General features: G+C 60.2%; 19 protein-coding genes. 7 read left to right on the forward strand and 12 right to left on the reverse strand.

Annotated elements, in window-relative coordinates; genetic code table 11:
* Together LEPTO7104_RS41470 and LEPTO7104_RS0101650 are read left to right on the forward strand one after the other, a co-directional pair.
* The coding region (locus LEPTO7104_RS41470) for a hypothetical protein (protein WP_225886914.1) at positions 1-204 on the forward strand (204 nt) is incomplete at its 5' end.
* A 228-nt stretch (positions 205-432) separates the two neighbouring features.
* Complete coding sequence (locus LEPTO7104_RS0101650) at positions 433-1,347, forward strand: branched-chain amino acid transaminase (protein WP_017296802.1); 915 nt, start codon at positions 433-435, stop codon at positions 1,345-1,347.
* 1 nt (position 1,348) lies between these two features.
* Here the strand turns inward: LEPTO7104_RS0101650 and LEPTO7104_RS0101655 are convergent, their stop codons facing one another.
* The 5 genes from LEPTO7104_RS0101655 to LEPTO7104_RS39795 form a co-directional block, all read right to left on the reverse strand.
* The gene (locus tag LEPTO7104_RS0101655) at positions 1,349-1,822 is read right to left on the reverse strand and encodes a GNAT family N-acetyltransferase (protein WP_017296803.1); all 474 of its coding nucleotides are present in this window, start codon (positions 1,820-1,822) and stop codon (positions 1,349-1,351) included.
* Between the two features lie 223 nt (positions 1,823-2,045).
* Positions 2,046-3,368: a phospholipase D-like domain-containing protein gene (locus tag LEPTO7104_RS0101660; RefSeq protein ID WP_017296804.1), complete on the reverse strand. Its 1,323-nt coding sequence runs from the start codon at positions 3,366-3,368 to the stop codon at positions 2,046-2,048.
* Positions 3,369-3,479: 111 nt separating this feature from the next.
* The gene (codB, locus tag LEPTO7104_RS0101665) at positions 3,480-4,769 is read right to left on the reverse strand and encodes a cytosine permease (protein ID WP_017296805.1); all 1,290 of its coding nucleotides are present in this window, start codon (positions 4,767-4,769) and stop codon (positions 3,480-3,482) included.
* A gap of 305 nt (positions 4,770-5,074) precedes the next feature.
* Positions 5,075-5,776, reverse strand: coding sequence for a PspA/IM30 family protein (locus LEPTO7104_RS0101670; RefSeq protein WP_017296806.1), 702 nt, complete (start codon positions 5,774-5,776; stop codon positions 5,075-5,077).
* A 174-nt stretch (positions 5,777-5,950) separates the two neighbouring features.
* Entirely contained in the window at positions 5,951-7,309 is a 1,359-nt protein-coding gene (locus tag LEPTO7104_RS39795; RefSeq protein ID WP_196358081.1) for an SPOR domain-containing protein, read from the reverse strand.
* Between the two features lie 85 nt (positions 7,310-7,394).
* On the opposite strand from LEPTO7104_RS39795, the gene LEPTO7104_RS42150 reads away from it, so the two are divergent.
* The 5 genes from LEPTO7104_RS42150 to LEPTO7104_RS0101700 all read left to right on the forward strand — a co-directional run bounded on the left by LEPTO7104_RS42150 (position 7,395) and on the right by LEPTO7104_RS0101700 (position 13,076).
* Positions 7,395-7,526 (forward strand): hypothetical protein, encoded by a 132-nt coding sequence (locus LEPTO7104_RS42150; RefSeq protein WP_017296807.1) that lies wholly within the window; start codon positions 7,395-7,397, stop codon positions 7,524-7,526.
* A gap of 5 nt (positions 7,527-7,531) precedes the next feature.
* Positions 7,532-9,883, forward strand: a complete 2,352-nt coding sequence (locus LEPTO7104_RS0101685; RefSeq protein WP_026072280.1) for a ComEC/Rec2 family competence protein — start codon at positions 7,532-7,534, stop codon at positions 9,881-9,883.
* A 193-nt stretch (positions 9,884-10,076) separates the two neighbouring features.
* The gene (locus LEPTO7104_RS39800) at positions 10,077-10,799 is read left to right on the forward strand and encodes a glycosyltransferase family 2 protein (RefSeq protein WP_017296809.1); all 723 of its coding nucleotides are present in this window, start codon (positions 10,077-10,079) and stop codon (positions 10,797-10,799) included.
* A 2-nt stretch (positions 10,800-10,801) separates the two neighbouring features.
* Positions 10,802-12,133, forward strand: coding sequence for a hypothetical protein (locus tag LEPTO7104_RS39805; RefSeq protein ID WP_017296810.1), 1,332 nt, complete (start codon positions 10,802-10,804; stop codon positions 12,131-12,133).
* 112 nt (positions 12,134-12,245) lie between these two features.
* On the forward strand, positions 12,246-13,076 hold the full coding sequence (locus LEPTO7104_RS0101700) for a DUF547 domain-containing protein (RefSeq protein WP_017296811.1): 831 nt from the start codon (positions 12,246-12,248) through the stop codon (positions 13,074-13,076).
* 27 nt (positions 13,077-13,103) lie between these two features.
* Here LEPTO7104_RS0101700 and LEPTO7104_RS36565 read toward each other — a convergent pair whose 3' ends face one another.
* The 7 genes from LEPTO7104_RS36565 to LEPTO7104_RS0101735 all read right to left on the reverse strand — a co-directional run bounded on the left by LEPTO7104_RS36565 (position 13,104) and on the right by LEPTO7104_RS0101735 (position 18,441).
* Complete coding sequence (locus tag LEPTO7104_RS36565; protein WP_155523477.1) at positions 13,104-13,592, reverse strand: hypothetical protein; 489 nt, start codon at positions 13,590-13,592, stop codon at positions 13,104-13,106.
* Positions 13,593-13,772: 180 nt separating this feature from the next.
* Entirely contained in the window at positions 13,773-14,183 is a 411-nt protein-coding gene (locus LEPTO7104_RS0101710) for a hypothetical protein (protein ID WP_017296813.1), read from the reverse strand.
* Between the two features lie 55 nt (positions 14,184-14,238).
* A complete protein-coding gene (locus LEPTO7104_RS0101715) occupies positions 14,239-14,580 on the reverse strand; it encodes a hypothetical protein (RefSeq protein ID WP_017296814.1) in 342 nt (113 codons plus the stop codon).
* A 68-nt stretch (positions 14,581-14,648) separates the two neighbouring features.
* Positions 14,649-15,011 (reverse strand): hypothetical protein, encoded by a 363-nt coding sequence (locus tag LEPTO7104_RS32355; RefSeq protein ID WP_017296815.1) that lies wholly within the window; start codon positions 15,009-15,011, stop codon positions 14,649-14,651.
* A 413-nt stretch (positions 15,012-15,424) separates the two neighbouring features.
* Positions 15,425-15,862 carry a hypothetical protein gene (locus tag LEPTO7104_RS36570; RefSeq protein WP_017296816.1) on the reverse strand — a complete coding sequence of 146 codons (438 nt, stop codon included), beginning with the start codon at positions 15,860-15,862 and terminating at the stop codon, positions 15,425-15,427.
* A gap of 90 nt (positions 15,863-15,952) precedes the next feature.
* Positions 15,953-17,134: a glycosyltransferase family 4 protein gene (locus LEPTO7104_RS0101730; RefSeq protein ID WP_017296817.1), complete on the reverse strand. Its 1,182-nt coding sequence runs from the start codon at positions 17,132-17,134 to the stop codon at positions 15,953-15,955.
* On the reverse strand, positions 17,131-18,441 hold the full coding sequence (locus LEPTO7104_RS0101735) for a glycosyltransferase family 4 protein (RefSeq protein ID WP_017296818.1): 1,311 nt from the start codon (positions 18,439-18,441) through the stop codon (positions 17,131-17,133). Before LEPTO7104_RS0101735 ends, LEPTO7104_RS0101730 begins: the two co-directional genes overlap by 4 nt.
* Positions 18,442-18,481 lie beyond the last annotated feature (40 nt).

An 18,481-nucleotide genomic window follows, 5' to 3' on the forward strand; every position in this document is an offset into this window, starting at 1 on the left:
CACACTGGCCGTGGGATGTCGGCTCAGTGCCGTTACAATCTTGCGCAGGCGTTTTGCGTGGCGCAGGTCTTGGAAATGACGGGGATTGATGTCTTAGCTCATCCAATCGTTCATGGCTTGGCTGACGGTTACAACGGCTTTTATCTTCCCGCAAATGGTTCCCCAAATGCCCGTCCTGTAACGCTTAGACATATTTGTGCCTAACGGATAGCTCCCAGGAGGGGACAGCAGGCCTACTTTTGCAGAGAATTTTCTTATCCCGAACTCAGGTTCTCAAAACGTTCAAATGTGCGAACATTTCTGGATGTCCTAACTTAAATGACTATAGCTATACGCCAACGTCATCGGCGGCTAACTTGAAGAGCGCTAGCTCAATAAGGCCGTCCATTCGGTCTATCCTTGTAGGATGCCGTGTTCAGCCCAGCCGTAGCCATGCACAACTTCTTACCCATCGCCTACTTTGAAGGCCAGTTTTGCGACTTTAGCGATGCCAAACTTTCCATTGCCACCCACGCCCTGCACTACGGCACCGGGGCCTTCGGCGGGCTGCGGGGCATCCCCGACCCGGCGGGAGGCAACCGCATTTTGCTGTTTCGCCTCGATCGCCACTGCCAGCGGCTCAGCACCAGCGCTCGGCTGCTCAACTACGACCTGCCCGCCGACAAAATTCAGGCGGTGATCGAAGATTTTGTCCGCAAAAACAGCCCCGACCAGTCGTTCTACATTCGCCCCTTTGTCTACACCTCCGACCTGGGCATTTCGCCCCGGCTGCACAATGTAGAGAAAAGCTTCTTTGTCTATGGGCTAGAGCTGGGCGACTACCTCTCGCCGGAGGGGGTCACCTGCCGGATCAGCTCCTGGTATCGCCAGGAAGACCGCAGCCTGCCCCTGCGCGGCAAAATCAGCGGGGCCTACATTACCTCGTCGCTGGCCAAAACCGAGGCGGTCGAGTCGGGCTTTGACGAGTCGATTTTGATGAATTCCCAGGGCAAGGTCAGCGAAGCCTCGGGCATGAACGTGTTCATCGTGCGCAACGGCAGGCTGATTACCCCCGGCTACGAGCAGGATATTCTCGAAGGCATTACCCGCGACAGCATTCTTACCGTGGCTCGCGATCTGGGCATTGAGGTGGTCGAGCGCCCGGTGGATAAGTCGGAGCTGCTGATTGCCGACGAGGTGTTCTTGAGCGGTACGGCGGCCAAAATCACCCCGGTGCGCCGGGTCGAGTCTTACAACCTGCCTACCCACCGACCCATTACCGATCGCCTGCGCGACCAGCTCACCGCTATCACCGAAGGGCGAGTCGAGGCTTACAAAGACTGGGTATTTGCGATCGATTTGGTCTAGCTCAGACGGGCTGAAGCAGTTTGCGAAAGGTTACTTTGTCGTAGCCCGTGGCGTAGAAATCGCGAATGTGTCCTTCTTTTTCGTAGCCGCACTTGCTGTAGAACTGGCGGGTGCGCTCAAACTCGGGTGTTGCGGCGGTTTCGACTATCAGCATGCGCCCGCCGCGACTCACCAGGGTTTTCTCAACGTGGTGCAGCAGAGCCGTGCCGCGACCCTGACCTTGGCGATCGGGATGGATGGCGATCAGCTGCAGGTTCCAGGTCTGGTCGGTCATGCGCTCAGGTTCGCAGTAGGCGACCCCCACGGGGCCGCGATCGTCATCGGTGAGCCAGAAAGCCTGGCTGGCTTTGCCGGTATCAAAGGCGTTGGCCAGCATAGCATTCAACTCCTTCAGCTCGGTTGGGCCAAATAAGCCAGTTGCCTCGGCTAGGGCCGTTAGCCCGTCGATATCAGCCGCGATCGCTGGTCGAATCATGCTTAATACTCAGGATTGAACAAGGGAAAGTATCGCCAAGATGCTGTGGCAGCCTCCCAGAAAAGCAGTCTGCCCAGAACATGCTACAAGATACTACATCGACTAGCTTAAAATTCTCTGAGTCTTGACACTATTGCCTTGCAAGCGAATAGTCCATAGGCATAGGTAGAGTCCTTAGCGGTGGGCATGACGGGCTAAGAGCGAGCTTTTGAGTCTAAAGCGCCTACATCAAATTTTTGAACAGCAGCGCTAGATGCCCCTGAACTTTTTCAAGGTGGGGACGATTTTGCCAGTCGGCGTAGGTAAGACAGTAGCTGTTGGCTACAGTGTCAAGAAAGAATCGCTCGATTTTTTCAGCTAGCTCAGGATAGATGCCCGAGATGTTGAGCTCGTCGTTGTGGAAGTAGCTGCGGGGGTCGAAGTTGGCGCTGCCGGTGCTGACCCAGTCATCGTCAACCAGCACAAACTTGGCGTGAAGCATGCTGGGCTGGTGTTCACAAATTTTGATACCTGCCCGCAGCAGGGGGCCGTACAGCCCTCGGCTGGCCAGGTGCACAATGCGTTTGTCGGTGGCACTGCCCATAGTTAGCACCCTTACATCGACGCCTTTCTCGTGAGCGGAAATCAGGGCTCGGATCGTGTTGCCGTCGGGCACAAAGTAGGGGCTACCAATCCACAACCGCCGCCGGGCCGACAGCATGGCCAGCTGCATCAGCAGCCGAATCGACGACTCACCTAGGCTGGAGGTGTCATCGGTAATAAATAGCGGTACGCTGCCCTCGCGCTGCACTCGATGAATGCCTTTGGCTAAGTCAAGTTCGCCGCCGGCGTACACCCAGTTCTGCAAAAACTTGCCCTGCAGCAGGCTGACCACCTCGCCCTCGTAGGCGAGTTCAAAGTCGGCCCAGGGGGCGGTGTCGTGGTCAAACGCGACGCCATCCCAAAAGTCGGAGATGCCAGCGCCGCCAATCAGCACCTTTCGTCCGTCGATAATCAACAGCTTGCGGTGCGATCGCGAGTTGTAGTCTAGCGGCGCGCGCCAGCTGGGCTGCCGAAAAAACTGGACTTCGACGCCGATATTTCTCAGCCGTCGCCAGTACTTGGCGGGCATATCGCTTGTGCCCTGGTGGTCGAGCAGCAGCTGCACCTGGATTCCGGCCAGGGCGCGATCGGTAATGGCCTCGGCAAAGGCGTCGGCCCGACGACCGGGCGTCATAAAGTAGGTTTCGTACTGAATCAGATGATCGGCGCTCTGAATAGCGGTGAGGCGGGCCGCGTAGATATCGTCAACATTGTGCCAAAATCCGATCAGACGCCCCGTGGTATCGGCAGAGTCGGCTAGCCCTTCCATACTGAGGGCAAAGCGCGGGTCGTCGGTACTGGGTACGTTAGCGATCGTGTAGTCGGCCTCTGCCCGAAAAATGCCTCGCACGTAGCCGTAGCCCACCAGGGCCAGCACGGCGATCACCAGCACACCACCTAGCCACCAAAGCCAGACGGGCGGAGGCTCTCCATCAGAATCGGATTCGTTTTGCGAAATGGGCATGGGCCGTAGAACCTATGGCAGGCCAACTGAAGCGCGGTAACGCTCAGCATAGCCATAGGTGACTCGCGAAGACTCTACCGTTAGAGACAAAAATTTTGGCGCTCAGAGGCACTACGTCGCCGATCGCGGCAGCACCTTGCTCAGCAGCACATAGAGCACCAGCGCTACCACAATGCCGTTGATGGGCACAATGCCCCAGCCCGCCTGGCCGGTGAAGTAGGCGATCGCCGAAGCGACCACGTAGGCAACTATTCCCGCCCAGTTGAAGGCGGGCTGGGGCTCCGCCAGGGAGGGAAACACGCTCCGTCGGTTGACCCAGTAGTCGGCCATGATGATGCCGCCAATGGGCGGAATAAACGTGCCCAGCAAAATCAGATACTGCACCAGCCCTTCGTAAATGCCGCCCCAGGCCATAAACAGCGCGATCGTTGCCCCGCCCAGCACAAACAGGGTGCGGCGACTGCTGCGAAACATGTTTGACCCCGCGATCGAGAAGGCGTAGATGGTGTTGTCCTGGGTGGTCCACATATTCAAGAAGAACAAAATCAGGCCGCCCACCAGCAGCCCCTGCTGGGCCATCACCTTGACAATATCGGGTTCGCCGTAGACCTTGGCGCAGTAGGCCCCCGAAAAGATCAAAAACCCGTTGCCCAAAAAGAAAGCAATCAGCGTTGCAATGAAGCCCGCTTTCCCATCTTTGGCAAACCGGCTCCAGTTGGTGGCCTGGGTGCCGCCCGACACAAAGGTGCCCACAATGATCGTAATGGCAGCACTCAGGGGCAGCGGATCGGCGATCGCCGCCGTCTGCAATCCCGCAAACCCGCCCACATCCCGCGTGGCCACCGACAGACTTAGCCCCATCAGCAGCACCATGGCGGGCACCGCCAGCCGACTCAGCCAGTCCATGGCGGTGTAGCCAAAGTAGGCCGTCGAGCAAAAGGCGTAGGTAAAGAACAAAATAATCAGCCAGTTCCACGACTCCGGCACCCCGGCCAGGGTGTTGAGCAGCTGCGCCATCAGGGCCGAACCCCAGGCATACCACCCAATCTGCGTAAAGCCGAGAATAAAATCGACCCAGCGCGACCCCACATTGCCAAAGCTAAACCGCGCCATCAGCACCGTGGTCAGCCCCGTTTCGCCCGCAATGAAGCCCAGCAGCGCCGCATAGAGGCCCAAAATCAGGTTGCCAACGACAATCAGCGCCACCAAATTGGGCCAAAACTGAAAGGAAGGCCCAATTAGACCGCCTGCAAACAGAGTGCCAGAATACAGGGTAAAACCCGCCAGAATAGGGGCTAGGGACAGCAGCGATCGCCGCGATGTTTTAGGTACCGGACTGAGCGGATAGTCTTCATTAGCTCTGTGCTGGGAAACTGGGGATGATTCAGTGCTGGTAGACATGGAAAAACTCGCGTGCTTTGGACGGCATTGTAAGGATAGGCCAGCGGGCAAAAAAGTATTCCAGAAAACAGTGCAAAATTGTCACATCGAGATTCGCCCAGGCTGGAGGTCGAAATACCTGGGGATGATTCCCGTTTGGGCAGGCCCAGGCTTCGTCAACCCGTCCCAATTGTCGCCAATCATCATTGACTTAGCGATCTACGGCACAGGTATGAACCAAGATATCGACACCTCTCGCAAGGGTAAATGGTCATTTGCCCCTGCCCAGAGTCATGCCTCAGCTCAGCAACGCCTGCCACCCTCCGCTACTGGCCCGCAGGCGGCAAGCTGTCGGGCGTTCCGCCCTGGCCTGTCAGGCGCGTTTTCAGCGCCGCCAGCTCATTGTCCACCGTGGTCGAGCCGCCCTCAAGGGCGGCAAACTGGCGCTCTAAAGGGTCGCCGCTGAGTTCTTCGAGGGCTTCGGATTTGGCCTCTAGCTCCATCACCCGCTGCTCCATCCGCTCAAAGGCCGCGATCGAGCCGCCGGTGCCGGTTTGGCCCAGCATTTCCTGAATGCGCTGGGAAGCCTCGGCGGAGCGGGCGCGGGCAATGTAAAGATCTTTTTTGGTGCGAGCATCGGAAATCTTGGCCTCCAGCCGCCGCATGTTGTCTTTGAGGCCGCTGACCACATCGCGCTGCTGGTCGAGCTGGGCATCCATGGCCTGGGCCGACTGTAGGTAGGTTTGACGGCGGGTCAGGGCCTGGCGGGCCAGTTCCTCTTCCCCTTTTTGAATGGCGAGTTCGGCGCGGTTGTACCACTCCTGGGCCGTGGTTTTGGCCTGGGCGCTCTGGCGCTCGGTGCGCTTTTGGGTGGCGATCGCCTGAGCCACCGCCTGGCGCAGCTGAATCAGGTTGGCCTGCATATCGGCCATGGCCTGCTCCAGCACCTTTTCAGGATCCTCAGCCTGGTTGACGGCGCTACTTAAATTAGCCCGCAGAAGTCGCCATACCCGATCAAATAGCCCCATGGAGTATCTCCCACAACTGCGACCTGTTTCAGCATAACAGGCAGCTAAAGAGGGTGAGAAAGATGGCAATGAGTAAAGATAGGGGTAAGGAAGACGGGGAAGTCCAAAGTCCAAAATTTCTCCTGGGGGGACGCTCTTCTCCATCCCCTCATCCCCTCATCCCCTCACCGTCCCCTACGGCGTAATCACCTGAGCGGGAATCCCCTGATTCTGGAGCTGATTCACCAAATTGCGGGCCGATGACTCTTGGGAAAACGCGCCCATCTGAATGCGAGCACCGTTAGAAAAGTTGCGCACGTAGGCATCGCCGACGACCCCCCGGGCCGACTCCAGCGAGCTGGCCCCGGTGTAGTCGGTGACGACGTAGTAGCTAGGATTCGCGGCGGGGGGAGCCTGGGTAAGCGGCGCGGGGGGGGCTACGGCGGCGGGCGCGGCGGGCGCGGCGGAAGCGGGGACGCGATCGCGCGCCAGGGGCTGCGGCGGCTGCGCATTGGCCGCAGGCGGAGCTATCCGCAGGGCCGGGGGAGGCGTGGCCGGGGCGGAGGGAGTGGGGCGCACCGCCGATGGCTGAGTCGGGGTGGCAGCGCGGGGAGCCGCTACAATTTCGGCCCGCAGCACCGCTGGGTTGGGGCGCGCGCCTGCGGGAGTGAGCACGCCGGGGCGGGCTACCGGGGGCAGGGCGGCAGCGGTGCGATCGCCGCCAGGGCTAAGGGGTTCACCCGGCTGGGTTTGCACCGGCAAACTCTGGGTGACCGGAGGCGTGTTAGCCGAAGGCAGGGTGCTGATATGACTCAAATCGAGGGAGGTAAACTCTTTTTCCGACAGGTCTGGGCCCAAAGGCTTGAAGTCTGCTTCGGCCTGACTCCCGGCCTTTGCCCCATCTCCGGCAGCGGCAGAGTCGGGGGCAGGCTCACCTCTAAGGCGGCGGGCGATCGCGTTGTCGGTCAGGTGGCTGAGGGCCTGGGGTGAGGTGATCACATAGCCTAAGCTGGCGCTCCCCACGAGCAGCAGCAGAAATGCGCCCATGCCCAGGGGAGTGGTCAGCTGCCGCAGCAGAGACGGAGGATACTCCTCCTGTCTGGGTTGGGGGCGGTGAGGCAGACTGCCCAGCAGGGCCTCGGTACTTTCTAAATAGTCCTCTGGGGCAGGGCGATAGGTGGTGAGGGTGCCGCCGTGGCTGAGGCGCACCTGATTCACGGCAGTTTTGGGTGGATAGGCCTGGCTGCTGGGCACCGACGACTGCCCCAGCAGCTCTTGCAGGCGAGCGTTGGACGGCGGTGGTGGCGCGGCGGCGGCAGCGGCAGTGGTCTTGAGGGCAATTAGATCGATGGGCTTCCGGTTTTGGCGCAGCTGAAGTCGGGCCGGGGCTGGGGCCACAGACCCCTGACCTGACCGGGCCTGACGGTAGCGGTGCAGTTCATCATCCAGGTTGAGGGCGAGGCTTTCAATTGCCCGCTGCAGGCGTAGGTTCGACTCCCCGGGGGGAGCAAAACTCTCGGGCCTGGTGGATAGACCAGAGGGCATTGGCGTCATAGTCATCATCTCCCTGGATGTAGCACTGATTAATACTACTGATTTCTTCCCAGTTGGCAACTAAAAACTAGCGAAATATAGCGCAATGCAGGCCATACTACGCCCGCACCTGACCCCACATCTGGAGGAATGGGGCAACTCGGCTGCCTGGGATGCTGCGATCGCCGTGATTCTAGCGGCCCAATCGGGCTTTCTAAACCTGTCGGGTGCAGAGTAATGTGGATGGCTAATCTAGCGGGGTTGCTATGGTCCAGCGCCTACTGCGCGGGTCTGCTGTGGGTCAGTCTTTGGGTGCGGCATCTGGGGCTGAGCCCCTGGACCGGGGTCGGAATAGCTGGGATTGGGGCACTAGGGATGGCAGGAGCGGCCATCCTGGTCGTATCCCCCCGCTGGCGGCGGGGGCCCACGGCGACCCAGTGGGGGGTGGCAGGGGCGATCGCCCTGCTGGCTGCCCTCAACTACGGCCTGCGCTGCCCCAGTCCCGGCCCCCTCGACCTTAGCCATCTGCTCACCCAGGGCGAGGCCGCCGGAGCGCAGCAGGTGGTGTGGGGGCGAGTGCAAGAGACCCCTCGCCTCGCCCGCAGTGGCCGAGGCCAGTTTTGGCTCATCCCCAACCAGGTGCGCCGCCTCGATGCCAGCGGTCAGCCCCTCGGCGTCCCCAGCATTGCCCAGGGCAAGCTCTACGTCACCGTGCCTGCCGAGCAAATTGAAGGCCTGTTTCCAGGGCAGCGGGTGCAGGTGCAGGGCAAGCTCTACGCACCGTCCGTGGCCAAGAACCCCAACGCCTTTGACTTTCGCCGATACCTGGCCAGCCAGCGCTGCTTTGCAGGGTTCACAGGCGAAACGGTGATTGCTGAAAGGGGCCAGTCGCCGCCCCGGTTTGCGCTGTGGCGAGTGCGACAGCGCATTGCCCAGGCCCACGAAAAAAGCCTGGGCACCCCTGCCGGATCGCTGGTGAGCGCCATGGCCCTGGGCCGCAAGGCGGTTAATGTGCCCTACGATATTCAAGACTCGTTTATCCAGGCGGGTATGGCCCACACCCTGGCCGCCAGCGGATTTCACGTATCCCTGCTGCTGGGGGTAGTGCTGGCGGTAATGGGGCACAGCGCCGTCTCCATGCGGCTCTCCAACCCTGGCCGGGCCAAATTTGTGGCCGGGGGACTGGCGCTGGTAATCTACATGCTGATTACGGGCGGGCAGCCCAGCGTTATGCGGGCGACGGCCATGGGGTTTGGAGCCTTGGCGGGTATTGCCCTGGAGCGCAAGGTCAAACCCCTGGGCTGCCTGCTCGTGGCGGTGACCCTGCTGCTGCTGCTCCATCCAGACTGGATCGACGATATCGGCTTTCGCCTCAGCGTGATGGCCACCCTGGGGCTGATGGTAGCGGCCAGGCCGATCGCAGAAAAGCTGGAGGGGCTGCCCACCACCCTGGCGGCGGTGGCGGCGGTGCCCCTGGCGGCCTACCTGTGGACGATTCCACTGTCTTTGTATTACTTCAACACCCTCACCACCTACAGCATTTTGCTCAACATGGTGACCACCCCGCTGGTGATGATCATTAGTCTCGGGGGCATGGTGAGTGGTCTGGTGGCGGCGGTGTGGCCCTGGCTGGGCAGTCTGGTCGCCTGGCCGCTGGGGCTGCCCACGCATCTGCTGATTGCCCTGGTGCGGTGGGAGGTGAGCCTGCCCGGCAGCGCCCTGGCCACGGGCCATATTTCGCTGGCGCAGATGTTTGGGCTGTACGGTCTCTACTGCCTGTGGGGCTGGGGCTTGTGGATCTGGCGGCCCGTGGGGCGGCGCGGGCTGGTGGCCGTGCTGATTGCGGGGCTGGCCCTGGGGCCGCTGCTGTACCGGGGGGCAACGCTGTCCCAGGTGACGGTGCTGGCGGCGGGCAAGGACGCGGTGATGGTGGTGCAGGACGGGCGAATTCCCTTCGCCGGGCCTACGTCAACGCCGCTGCTGGTCAACAGCGGCACCGACCGAACGGCGTTCTACACGGTGCTGCCCTTCCTGCGACAGGCGGGCATTAATCGGCTTCCCAGCGCCATCGACGGCGAGGACAGCGATGGCGAAAACTGGCGCACCATTGCCGCCAAAACCTCCATCGGCAACTTCTACGGGACGACTGTCGCCCTGGAGCTGTCCCCGCAGGTGAGGCAGCCCCATCTGTTGACCCCTGGCCAAGTGCAGCCCTTCAATCGTCAGCGGGTGGAGTATTTGCAGGACGGCGAGCGGGGGCTGCGGCTGACGCTGCTGGACAACCACACCTGGCTGCTGCTGCCCCGGCTGTCTGCCGATCGCCAAATGCCTTGGATTCAGGCGCACCCCGGCCTGCAAAGTGAGGTGCTGTGGTGGCATGGCGAAGCGCTGAGCGGGGCGGCGATCGCAGCGATTGCCCCCCAGGTGGCGATCGCCTCGGCCCCTGCCATTGACCCGGCCACCGAAGCCCTGCTTCAGCAGCAGGGCATCCAGGTTTTTTGCACCGAGCGCGACGGCGCCGTTGTCTGGAACCGGCAGCGGCGCTATCGGGGCTATCTGGCGGCCCAGGGGCACTCTGTCGCATCTTTGGACTAATCCTCTAAGGTACTCTAAGGCCCAAATAGGCCGACTATTCCAGCACGCTTAGCTCCCTCGCTCCCCGGCTCCCTCGCGATTCGCCAATAGTCGCCACCCCTGTACCGAAGTCTACGAGCCTGCCCTTATTCAGCTGGCATTCAGGATGGTGTAGTACCGTCGTGGGGATGCTCCCACGGTTTGACGGCCGCCCATGCGCGAGGCATTCCTGAAGTTAGATTCGGTGCTGGTGATTATTCCGGTGCGCAACGAGGCCGCCACCATTGCCGGAGTTGTAGAAAATCTCCAGGCTCTGGGGCTGGGCCACATTCGCGTCGTCGACAATGGCAGCAGCGACGCCAGCGCCCAGATCGCCGACCGCTGCGGGGCCGAAGTGCTCTACGAACCCACCGCAGGCTACGGCCAGGCCTGCTGGCGGGGCCTTCAGTCTATGCCCCCGGCCATTCGGTGGGTGCTGTTTTGCGATGGCGACGGCAGCGACGACCTGGATGGATTGTCCGAACTGCTGGCCCGTTGCCCCCAGTTCGACCTGGTGCTGGGCAACCGCGCCGCCACCGCCGCCGGCCGCGCGGCCCTCACCGCCGCTCAGCAGGTTGGCAATCGGCTGGCGACGGGGCTAATCTGGCTGGGCTGGGGCTACCGCTACCGCGACCTTGGCCCCCTGCGGCTGATTCGGCGGTCGGCCCTGGAGCGCGTCGGCATGCGCGATCGCGGCTTTGGCTGGACGGTGGAAATGCAGGTGCGGGCGATCGAGTGCGGGCTGCGAATCTGCGAGCTGCCGGTGGCCTACTTCCCCCGCCGGGGCGGCGAGTCTAAAATTTCGGGCACCCTGGGCGGCAGCCTGCGGGCCGGGGTAGTCATTCTCAGCACCCTGGGTCGTCTGTATGGGCGGCGTCTTTGGCCCCTAAAATCCTGACTATGAGCGTTCCGCCATTTCTCTCTGCGCGCCCCTGGCCCTGGCTGCTCAGCCTGAGCGCCCTGCTGCTGGTGGCTGGGGCCGCCCTGACCAGCCCCTACGGCGAGTTTAAAGACCCCGCTGCCCTGCATCGGTTTTGGACGGGGGCGGCGGTAATGGGGGTCGGATTTGTGCTGTCCTGGCGGCTGAGGTCTGTGCCTGGGGTCTGGTTTTGGGGCGTGGCGCTGGCCGCCCGGCTGCTGCTGCTGCCCATGGCACCCAGCGACGACCTGTGGCGCTACCTGTGGGAAGGGCACATTCAAAACCTGGGTTTTAGCCCCTACCATCTGGCCCCCAATGCCCCCGAGCTGGAGGCCTACCGCACCGCCTGGTGGGGAGCCATCAACCAGAACGATGTCTCGGCGATCTATCCGCCCATTACCCAGCTGGGGTTTCGCCTGCTGGCGGCGATGTCTGCTACACCCGCCCTGTTTAAGCTGGCCTTTGTGGCCGCCGACCTGGCCGTGGCCGGGCTGCTCTACCGCCGCTTTGGCTGCGATCGCGCCACCCTCTACGCCTGGAACCCTTTGATCATCTACTCCTTCGCCGGGGGGGGGCACTACGACAGCTGGTTTGTGTTGCCCCTGGTGGCGGCCTGGCTGTTGGATGAGGCGGCTCCCGCCCGCCGATCGGGGCTGTGGGTGGCGGCGCTGGTGGGCATCAGCGTGGCGGTGAAATGGGTCTCGCTGCCGATGGTGGGATTTTTGGTCTGGCGGGCGCTGCGCCAGCGCCAATGGCTGAGATCTGTGGCGATCGCCCTCGTCGGCCTGCTGCCCATGGCCCTCTCAGCCCTGCCCTTTTGCCCTTCTGGCCTGAGCTTGAGCACCTGCCCGCTCATCCCCACATCGTCGGTGTTTGTCTCCTATGGCCGCAGCGCCGAGTTCATTCCCTACTTTGCAGCCCGGATTTGGCCCGTTACCCTAGAGGCCAACTGGATCTACGCCCTGCCCCTGGGGCTGGTGGTGCTGGGCCTGCTGGCGCGGGCTAAAACCCTGGGGCAGTTTGCCGAGGGCTACTGGCTGGGGCTGCTCACCCTGACGCCCATCGTGCACGCCTGGTACTTTACCTGGATGGTGCCCTTTGCGGTGCCCAGCCAAAACTGGGGGGTGCGGCTGGTCAGCCTGTCGGCCTTTGTGTACTTTGTGCTGCCCTCGCGCCTGCCTGACTGGCGGCTGACCCTGGCTGAGCGCCTGCTGCTGTGGCTGCCGCTGGTGCTGGGCTGGCTGGCTCATCAAATTTTCAGGAAAAACTTAGCCCCAGGTTGGGCAGGGGGTGGCGAAATGCCCGATAACTAGACCAGCGCCCGGTCTAGCACCTGGGGCGATCGCGCCGGACCTGAGAGCGTTTGCCTCTAAAAAGCAGCCATTGCCGGGCTGGCCCAACCGTTACCCTCCGCCAGGAAGACCCATGCTAAAGCTCCTGCCTTTCGTTTTAATGGCGGCGATCGCGCTCACCCCCGCCTGCGTGCGCCCTTTGCCCGTAGCGGACGGGATTGGCCAGGGGACCGCCCAGCGCCTCGACGCTACGTCCTACGACGACTACGGCGACCTTTTGCAGGCCTACGTCAGCCCCAGCGGCCTGGTGGACTATGCATCGCTCCAGGCCAATCCAAAGGCTCTCAACGATTTTGTGGCCAGGCTTGGGGCCGTCGCCCCCGCCGCCTACGCGGGCTGGGGCGAAACCGACAAAATGGCCTTTTTAATCAACGCCTACAACGCCATTACCCTGCAATCCATTGTTGAGCAGCAGCCCCTAAAGCCGAGCATCCGCGATATTGCCGGCGTCTGGAATTTCAAAAAGCACTCGCTGCTGGGCCAGGACCTCACCCTCGACACCATCGAGCACGAAATGTTGCGCAAACAGTTTTCGGAGCCGCGCATCCACTCGGCCCTGGTGTGCGCGGCGATCAGCTGTCCGCCCCTGCGCCAGGAGCCGTTTACGGGCGATCGCCTCGATGCCCAGCTCGACGACCAGGCCCGGCGGTGGCTCACCAGCCCCCACGGCGCCACTATCGATCGCGGCCAAAACCGGGTCGCCATCTCCTCCATCTTTAAGTGGTTTGGCGAAGACTGGCAGGCCCAGTACGCCGCCCCCGACCGATTTACGGGCAGCCCCAAAGAGCGAGCCGCGCTCAACTTTATCAGCGGCTACCTCAGCGCTAGCGATCGCGCCTACCTAGCCCAGGGCAACTACCAGCTCACCTACCTCGACTACGACTGGTCATTGAACAAACAGTAGGCCCGTCTGCCCTCTGTCTTTCAGCCCCTACTGCACCAGCAAATTGAGCTGATAGTTGATCCGCCCGGTGCCGCCGGTCTGCTGCTGCACCACCGTATCGGGGCCGTTGAAGGCGATCGCCACCGACCCCGAGGCGGGCGAATAGCTGCCCACAATAGTGATGCGGGTAATCGACTCGCTCAGGTAGGGGGTGACATCGATAACTTTTGACGTGTTGCTCAGGGGCACTCGGGTGTGGCCATCGATCTCGATGTAGCCCTGCAGGGTGGCCCCAGAGGGCACGCTTACCGACAGCAGATGGGGCTGATCTAAGTTGGCCGGATCGAGGCTAATCGTGTTGGTCTGCCGCTGGTACGAGTCCATGACATCTTTGGCGCTGACCTTAGACAAAATGGCGCTGAGCGCCTGATAGGTGCCCTCAAAGGAGGCCTTACCATCGGCTGAAGAAGGCCCCACCACCGTGGTAACCGCCACCAAAATCAATAGAGCAATTCCAAGCATCGACGGATGTTGCATGACAATGACATCTCCAGGAAAAGGGGAAGGCCGCACCGGGGCCAGCCACAAGAGCAGACGCTCGGCCAGGTTAGCACGGCCAGACCTTGGGCCTGCCGCCGCCGCCACCCGACCCAGTCAGGCTACAAGGACACCGCCGCTGCCCCATAGGTTCCCTCCCCCAACCAATGTCACCCGATGCTACCGCCGCAGGCGATCGGCGGGGTTGTAGACATCCACCTGCACATTTACAGGCACCGCTACGGTAGGCCCAGAGACGGTCCTGGGGGTCGCCCCAGCGGTCGTTCCAGAGGAGCCAGAGCCGCGAATTTGGTGGTGACTCTGGCGAATCTGGTGCACCTCGCCAGTGCCCCCCACCTGAATTTGGCGGCTAGTGCTAACGCTGGTATTGCCCACGCAGGGGCCGTCGGCGTCAATGGCCACATCGTTAACCTGTTCGGCGGGCTGGTCGCCGCCGTGAATCGCCGCCTGAATGGCCACATCGGCGACCACACACTGGGCTGAAGCCCGAGGGGCAAAAGACCCCAGGGCAAGAGCCGCCAAAGCTCCAGCCTGGAGTAGCCCCAGACCGAGGTACTGAGGTTTGATCATAGTTACAGCAAAATAAATGGACCCGAGTTAAATCAACCAGAGCGCAGCGTCAGGGCTATTGACAGACCCGAGTGGTGCTGCGATTTTCGCTGTAGATCACATCGCCCCCGGCGGTGGAACGGGTGGCGTGGGAAACCAGCGATCGCGCCGTGCAGCCCGGCACAAAGTCAGCCACCCGCAGCGGCAGCGGCGAGTCAAACTGAGGGGCGATCGATGTTGCTCGGGGCAGCGTCAGGGGGCGATCGACCAGGGTGCGGATGTAAACCTGTCCGTTGTTGCCCACCTGCACCTGCACCCGGTCGGTGTTGATCGACACCGGGTTGGCGAGGGTTGGGGTAGCCAGGGCGGCCAGGGCGATCGCCCCAGCCAGGCCCAGCCCCACGGTGGAAATGGTCATGGTGCTCTCCTTGCAGTGGCAGGAAACTCAGAAACGGGGCGCCAGATCGCGCTGACGCCCCGCCGATGCTAGCGCTGGTTGATGTGCGCGCCCCGGCCGTGGGCATGGCCCCGGTTTTCGGGACGAACGCGATCGTGAATCACGTTGACCTGGCTGCTCTCCTGGTAAACGGCGTTGTCGTCGCCAGCCACGGTGCCACCCTGGTAAATGTCCTGCACCACGCCAGTGCTTTCAACCCGCCGACCCGACTGGCGATCGCGGTATACGCGGTTAATTTGCTGGCTGCTCTGCACGGCGGCGTTGCCGTCCCCTTGGATATACAGGTCTTGGGTGCCCTGCTGTACCACAGCGGTATCTGCGCTGGCGGGCATGGCCATAAAACCCAGAGCGGCAATACCCAGTAGACCCAGAGTAGAGATGTGCTTCAACATTGAAACGTCCTCAACAACGTAATTGTGTAAATGCGTGAACTACAAAATCGGCCTCATAGAACAGGCTTAAAAAGGAATAATTGAACCCTTTTTAGAATTATTCAACTCGTCCGATTTATATACCCTATGACCCGTGTTTCTACGCAGAGGTTCCCAAATCCAAAATATTTTTTGCTCTAGATTTGGCCGATAAAAAAATTCCCAAAAGCCTAGAGCATTTGGGAATTAAGAACAACCTCAGGAGGAACTTGAGACAGCAAATCTTCGCTTTTGCGAATAAATCTACTACCAGAAAATCAGATCGAAATGGCTCTCAGCGATAGATTTATTAATGTTCGCCTGGCCAAAAAGCTCTGGTACGAAGCTAAAAATCTGCCTTTACAGGACAGTCAAAACCGCTGGCCCAGCCTTGATCAATCGTCACCGTGGCGATCGCGATCGCGCTCGTGGCCATGGCCGTGGCCTCGGCCCTTTTTATCGTCGTCTTCGCCGCTGTGACGGCCGCTGTTGCCGTGACCAGGCCCCGGTCGGCCAGCCGTCTGCTGCTGATTGATTTGATTGGATTCCTGGTAAACGCTGTTGCCGTTGCCGCCCACAGAAACGCTTTGGGAGCTGTCCTGCACAGTGCCCTGCACCGCACCCCGGCGATCGTTATTGCCCAGGCCAATACCCAGGCCGGGATGGCTAATATTAACCTGATTGACAACCTGAATCACCTGATTATTGCTGCCGTTAATAGTGGCCGACTGTGTGCCAATTTGCTCACTGGCCATATCGGCAAAAGCAGGTAGCGCCAGCGTGCTAATGGCCGCTGCACCTAATAGACCAAATGCTCCGTTGCGGTTTTTCATTGGTGTTCAATCCATCAACAAATGATTCGAGTTAGTAGACCCCCGTTGATGTACGTAAAGTTCCAAATGTTACATAAAGCTTAGGTAAAGCTAACCGATCAGCGATCGATACACCGACAGTGTTTTGTGGCCCAAACTTGGCCAGCTATAGCGCTGCTGCACCTTGCGGTAGCCCGCCTCACCCAGGGCAGCGCCCCGCAGCGGATTGCTCAACAGAACGTTGATGCGATCGGCAATCTGCGGTGCCGTCTGCGCCACCAAAAACCCGTCCTGTCCATCGCTGACCACCTCCGCTACCGCCGGAATATTGCAGCCAATCACCGGCTTTTTAAAGCTCCAGGCCTCGGTGTAGACGCCGCCAAAGCTCTCCTGGCTCGAAGGCACGCAGAGCACATCGCAGGCGGACAGGGCACTGGTTTTTTCCTGCAAAGAGACCGCCCCCAGCCGATGAATGCGGCGATCGGCCAATTCAGCAAACGCAGATTCAGAGCCTTTGACCGCTGGCCCAATGAAGACAAACTGCGCATCGGGGTGCAGTGCCCATACGGCAGCGGTCGCTTCGAGCACCTGGCGATAGCCCTTGTAAGCATAGTGCTGGCCCAAAAATAGCACCACTGGCCCCTCTAGCCCGTGGGCCAGGCGAAATGACGTCGGATCGGCCTGGGGGGACAATACGGGGCCATGCCCGGTGACATGAATGCGATCGGGGGCAACGCCAAGGCCTTCTAGAATCTCAGCCTCGGCCTGGGTCAGGGCGATCACAGCGTCGGCCTGCCGGTAGAGCTTGAGATATTCGCGGTAGCGCCAGCCCACCCAGCGAGGGTGGTGCACGGGGGTTAGCACAAAGGGAATGTCGCGCCGCCGCGCCACCTGGTGCGAGGCGTAGGTCAGCCCCTCGCGACCAATGCGAACGTTGTGAACCAGGTCGCTGGTTTGGGCCAGGGCGGCCATGGGTTTGGTAATTTCCTGGGCAATCGGGGGCAGAGCCTTAGCCATCCAGGGATAGTACAGAGGCAGCCAGGGCAGCATCCGCAGCTTCGCAGCCCGGCTCAGCCCCAGGCGATGCACAGAAACGCCATCAACGGTGTAATTGTAGGGCTGATTGTGGGCCTTGAGGGTGGTGCCCAGCAGCCAGTCGGTGCGGTTGTGGTTCCAAAAGGTGGCCACCTGAATGGGGTGAGTGGCCTGAAGCTGCTGAGCCAAAAGGTGCTGATGGAGCTGGGCACCGCCGATGTAGGGGGGATAGGCGGTGAGTGTATAGAGTAGGTTCATGAACGGTCTTGGCTACTAATTGCCGTTTCGTAGACCTTAACGGTCTCTCTAGCGCAGCGAGTCCAGCTAAACTGCTTGGCTCTTGCTAAACCTTTCTGGGAAAGCGATCGCCTCAGCGTACTGCTACTGACCAAATCTAAGATGGCTTGACACATTGCATCCTCATCAGCAGGGTTGACCATAATGCCCGCGTCGCCAACAACTTCTGGCAACGAGCTTTTGTTGGAGGTAATGACAGGGGTACCGCACTGCATAGCCTCTAGCGGGGGAAGACCAAATCCTTCGTACAGCGAGGGGTAGGCAAATGCTAATGCTCCACTATAAATAGTACTCAGGTCGCGATCGGGCAAAAAACCCGTAAATATGACGCGATCGGCCAAGTCAGAGCAGGTTTGAACCTCCCGAAAAATACCCTCATTTTTCCAGCCGCTAACACCGACCAGAACCAATTTAAGGTCTGTCGATGGGTTCTCTTGAATCAGGTTTAGAAAGCATCGAACTAAGAATTCCAAGTTTTTTCGAGGTTCTAGAGTGGCCAGGCTCAGCAGGTACGGAGAATCAGCAAGGCCATAATAGCGCAACGTCTTGTGGGTTTCCTCTGAAGCAGAAATCGGTCGAAATCGGCCAGATGCAGCCAGTGGAGCGGTAAAAACCCGGCTTGGGTTCATACCCGTATAATCACAGAAGTCTTGCTTAGTTGCCTCCGAGATACAAACAATCCAGTCTCGGTCAATATCAATGCTTTCAAGAATGCGACAAAACTGCTGGAGAGTTCTTTTTGAGCATAAGTTGGGGTAGAGAATAGGAGTTAAATCATACATAGTTAGAATTCTGGGAATTTTTGATTCTTTTAATTTTGCAGGCAGGGGAAAATAAGGTGAATGATAAACTTGATAGCCCTCAAGATTCGACAGATGCCGATCTGAGAAGCTGGCTGCTCTATCAACGGGAAGCTGCACTGCCACAACGGCCTTACGAAAAACCTCGAAAAGCCGGAACTTCTCTAAAAGGGCCTTTTGCGCCAAAATGGGATATTTAAGATAGCTGTCCCAGGCAGAATCCAAAGCTAACTCTGCCCGATCTAAATCGACCTGCTGTTCTTGCAGATAAAGTTTGGCGCTGGCTTGATTCCAAAGGCTTGGCTCATTGTTCAACCCGGTCAAATGCAGTCGCAATACTGATTGCTCAAGTAAGGATAACAGCGTTTGCTGAACAGCGCGAAAGATACCTGTTCTCGCCTTGGGATTTACGTACCCCATTCCCAAAAGGGAGCAGTCAAATGCAACATCAATTTCGGCAGAGAGCATCGATTTTTAGAGTGGGTTTTAGAAGTTTTCGGGCTGTTAG

The sequence above is a fragment of the Nodosilinea nodulosa PCC 7104 genome, assembly GCF_000309385.1.
Taxonomy (GTDB): domain Bacteria; phylum Cyanobacteriota; class Cyanobacteriia; order Phormidesmidales; family Phormidesmidaceae; genus Nodosilinea; species Nodosilinea nodulosa.

Bases quoted from the DNA above. Each gene is read 5' to 3' on its own strand.
- LEPTO7104_RS0101650 (WP_017296802.1), top strand. From the start codon at position 433: ATGCACAACTTCTTACCCATCGCCTACTTTGAAGGCCAGTTTTGCGAC.
- LEPTO7104_RS0101655 (WP_017296803.1), bottom strand. From the start codon at position 1,822: ATGATTCGACCAGCGATCGCGGCTGATATCGACGGGCTAACGGCCCTA.
- LEPTO7104_RS0101660 (WP_017296804.1), bottom strand. From the start codon at position 3,368: ATGCCCATTTCGCAAAACGAATCCGATTCTGATGGAGAGCCTCCGCCC.
- codB (WP_017296805.1), bottom strand. From the start codon at position 4,769: ATGTCTACCAGCACTGAATCATCCCCAGTTTCCCAGCACAGAGCTAAT.
- LEPTO7104_RS0101670 (WP_017296806.1), bottom strand. From the start codon at position 5,776: ATGGGGCTATTTGATCGGGTATGGCGACTTCTGCGGGCTAATTTAAGT.
- LEPTO7104_RS39795 (WP_196358081.1), bottom strand. From the start codon at position 7,309: ATGACGCCAATGCCCTCTGGTCTATCCACCAGGCCCGAGAGTTTTGCT.
- LEPTO7104_RS42150 (WP_017296807.1), top strand. From the start codon at position 7,395: ATGCAGGCCATACTACGCCCGCACCTGACCCCACATCTGGAGGAATGG.
- LEPTO7104_RS0101685 (WP_026072280.1), top strand. From the start codon at position 7,532: ATGGCTAATCTAGCGGGGTTGCTATGGTCCAGCGCCTACTGCGCGGGT.
- LEPTO7104_RS39800 (WP_017296809.1), top strand. From the start codon at position 10,077: ATGCGCGAGGCATTCCTGAAGTTAGATTCGGTGCTGGTGATTATTCCG.
- LEPTO7104_RS39805 (WP_017296810.1), top strand. From the start codon at position 10,802: ATGAGCGTTCCGCCATTTCTCTCTGCGCGCCCCTGGCCCTGGCTGCTC.
- LEPTO7104_RS0101700 (WP_017296811.1), top strand. From the start codon at position 12,246: ATGCTAAAGCTCCTGCCTTTCGTTTTAATGGCGGCGATCGCGCTCACC.
- LEPTO7104_RS36565 (WP_155523477.1), bottom strand. From the start codon at position 13,592: ATGCAACATCCGTCGATGCTTGGAATTGCTCTATTGATTTTGGTGGCG.
- LEPTO7104_RS0101710 (WP_017296813.1), bottom strand. From the start codon at position 14,183: ATGATCAAACCTCAGTACCTCGGTCTGGGGCTACTCCAGGCTGGAGCT.
- LEPTO7104_RS0101715 (WP_017296814.1), bottom strand. From the start codon at position 14,580: ATGACCATTTCCACCGTGGGGCTGGGCCTGGCTGGGGCGATCGCCCTG.
- LEPTO7104_RS32355 (WP_017296815.1), bottom strand. From the start codon at position 15,011: ATGTTGAAGCACATCTCTACTCTGGGTCTACTGGGTATTGCCGCTCTG.
- LEPTO7104_RS36570 (WP_017296816.1), bottom strand. From the start codon at position 15,862: ATGAAAAACCGCAACGGAGCATTTGGTCTATTAGGTGCAGCGGCCATT.
- LEPTO7104_RS0101730 (WP_017296817.1), bottom strand. From the start codon at position 17,134: ATGAACCTACTCTATACACTCACCGCCTATCCCCCCTACATCGGCGGT.
- LEPTO7104_RS0101735 (WP_017296818.1), bottom strand. From the start codon at position 18,441: ATGCTCTCTGCCGAAATTGATGTTGCATTTGACTGCTCCCTTTTGGGA.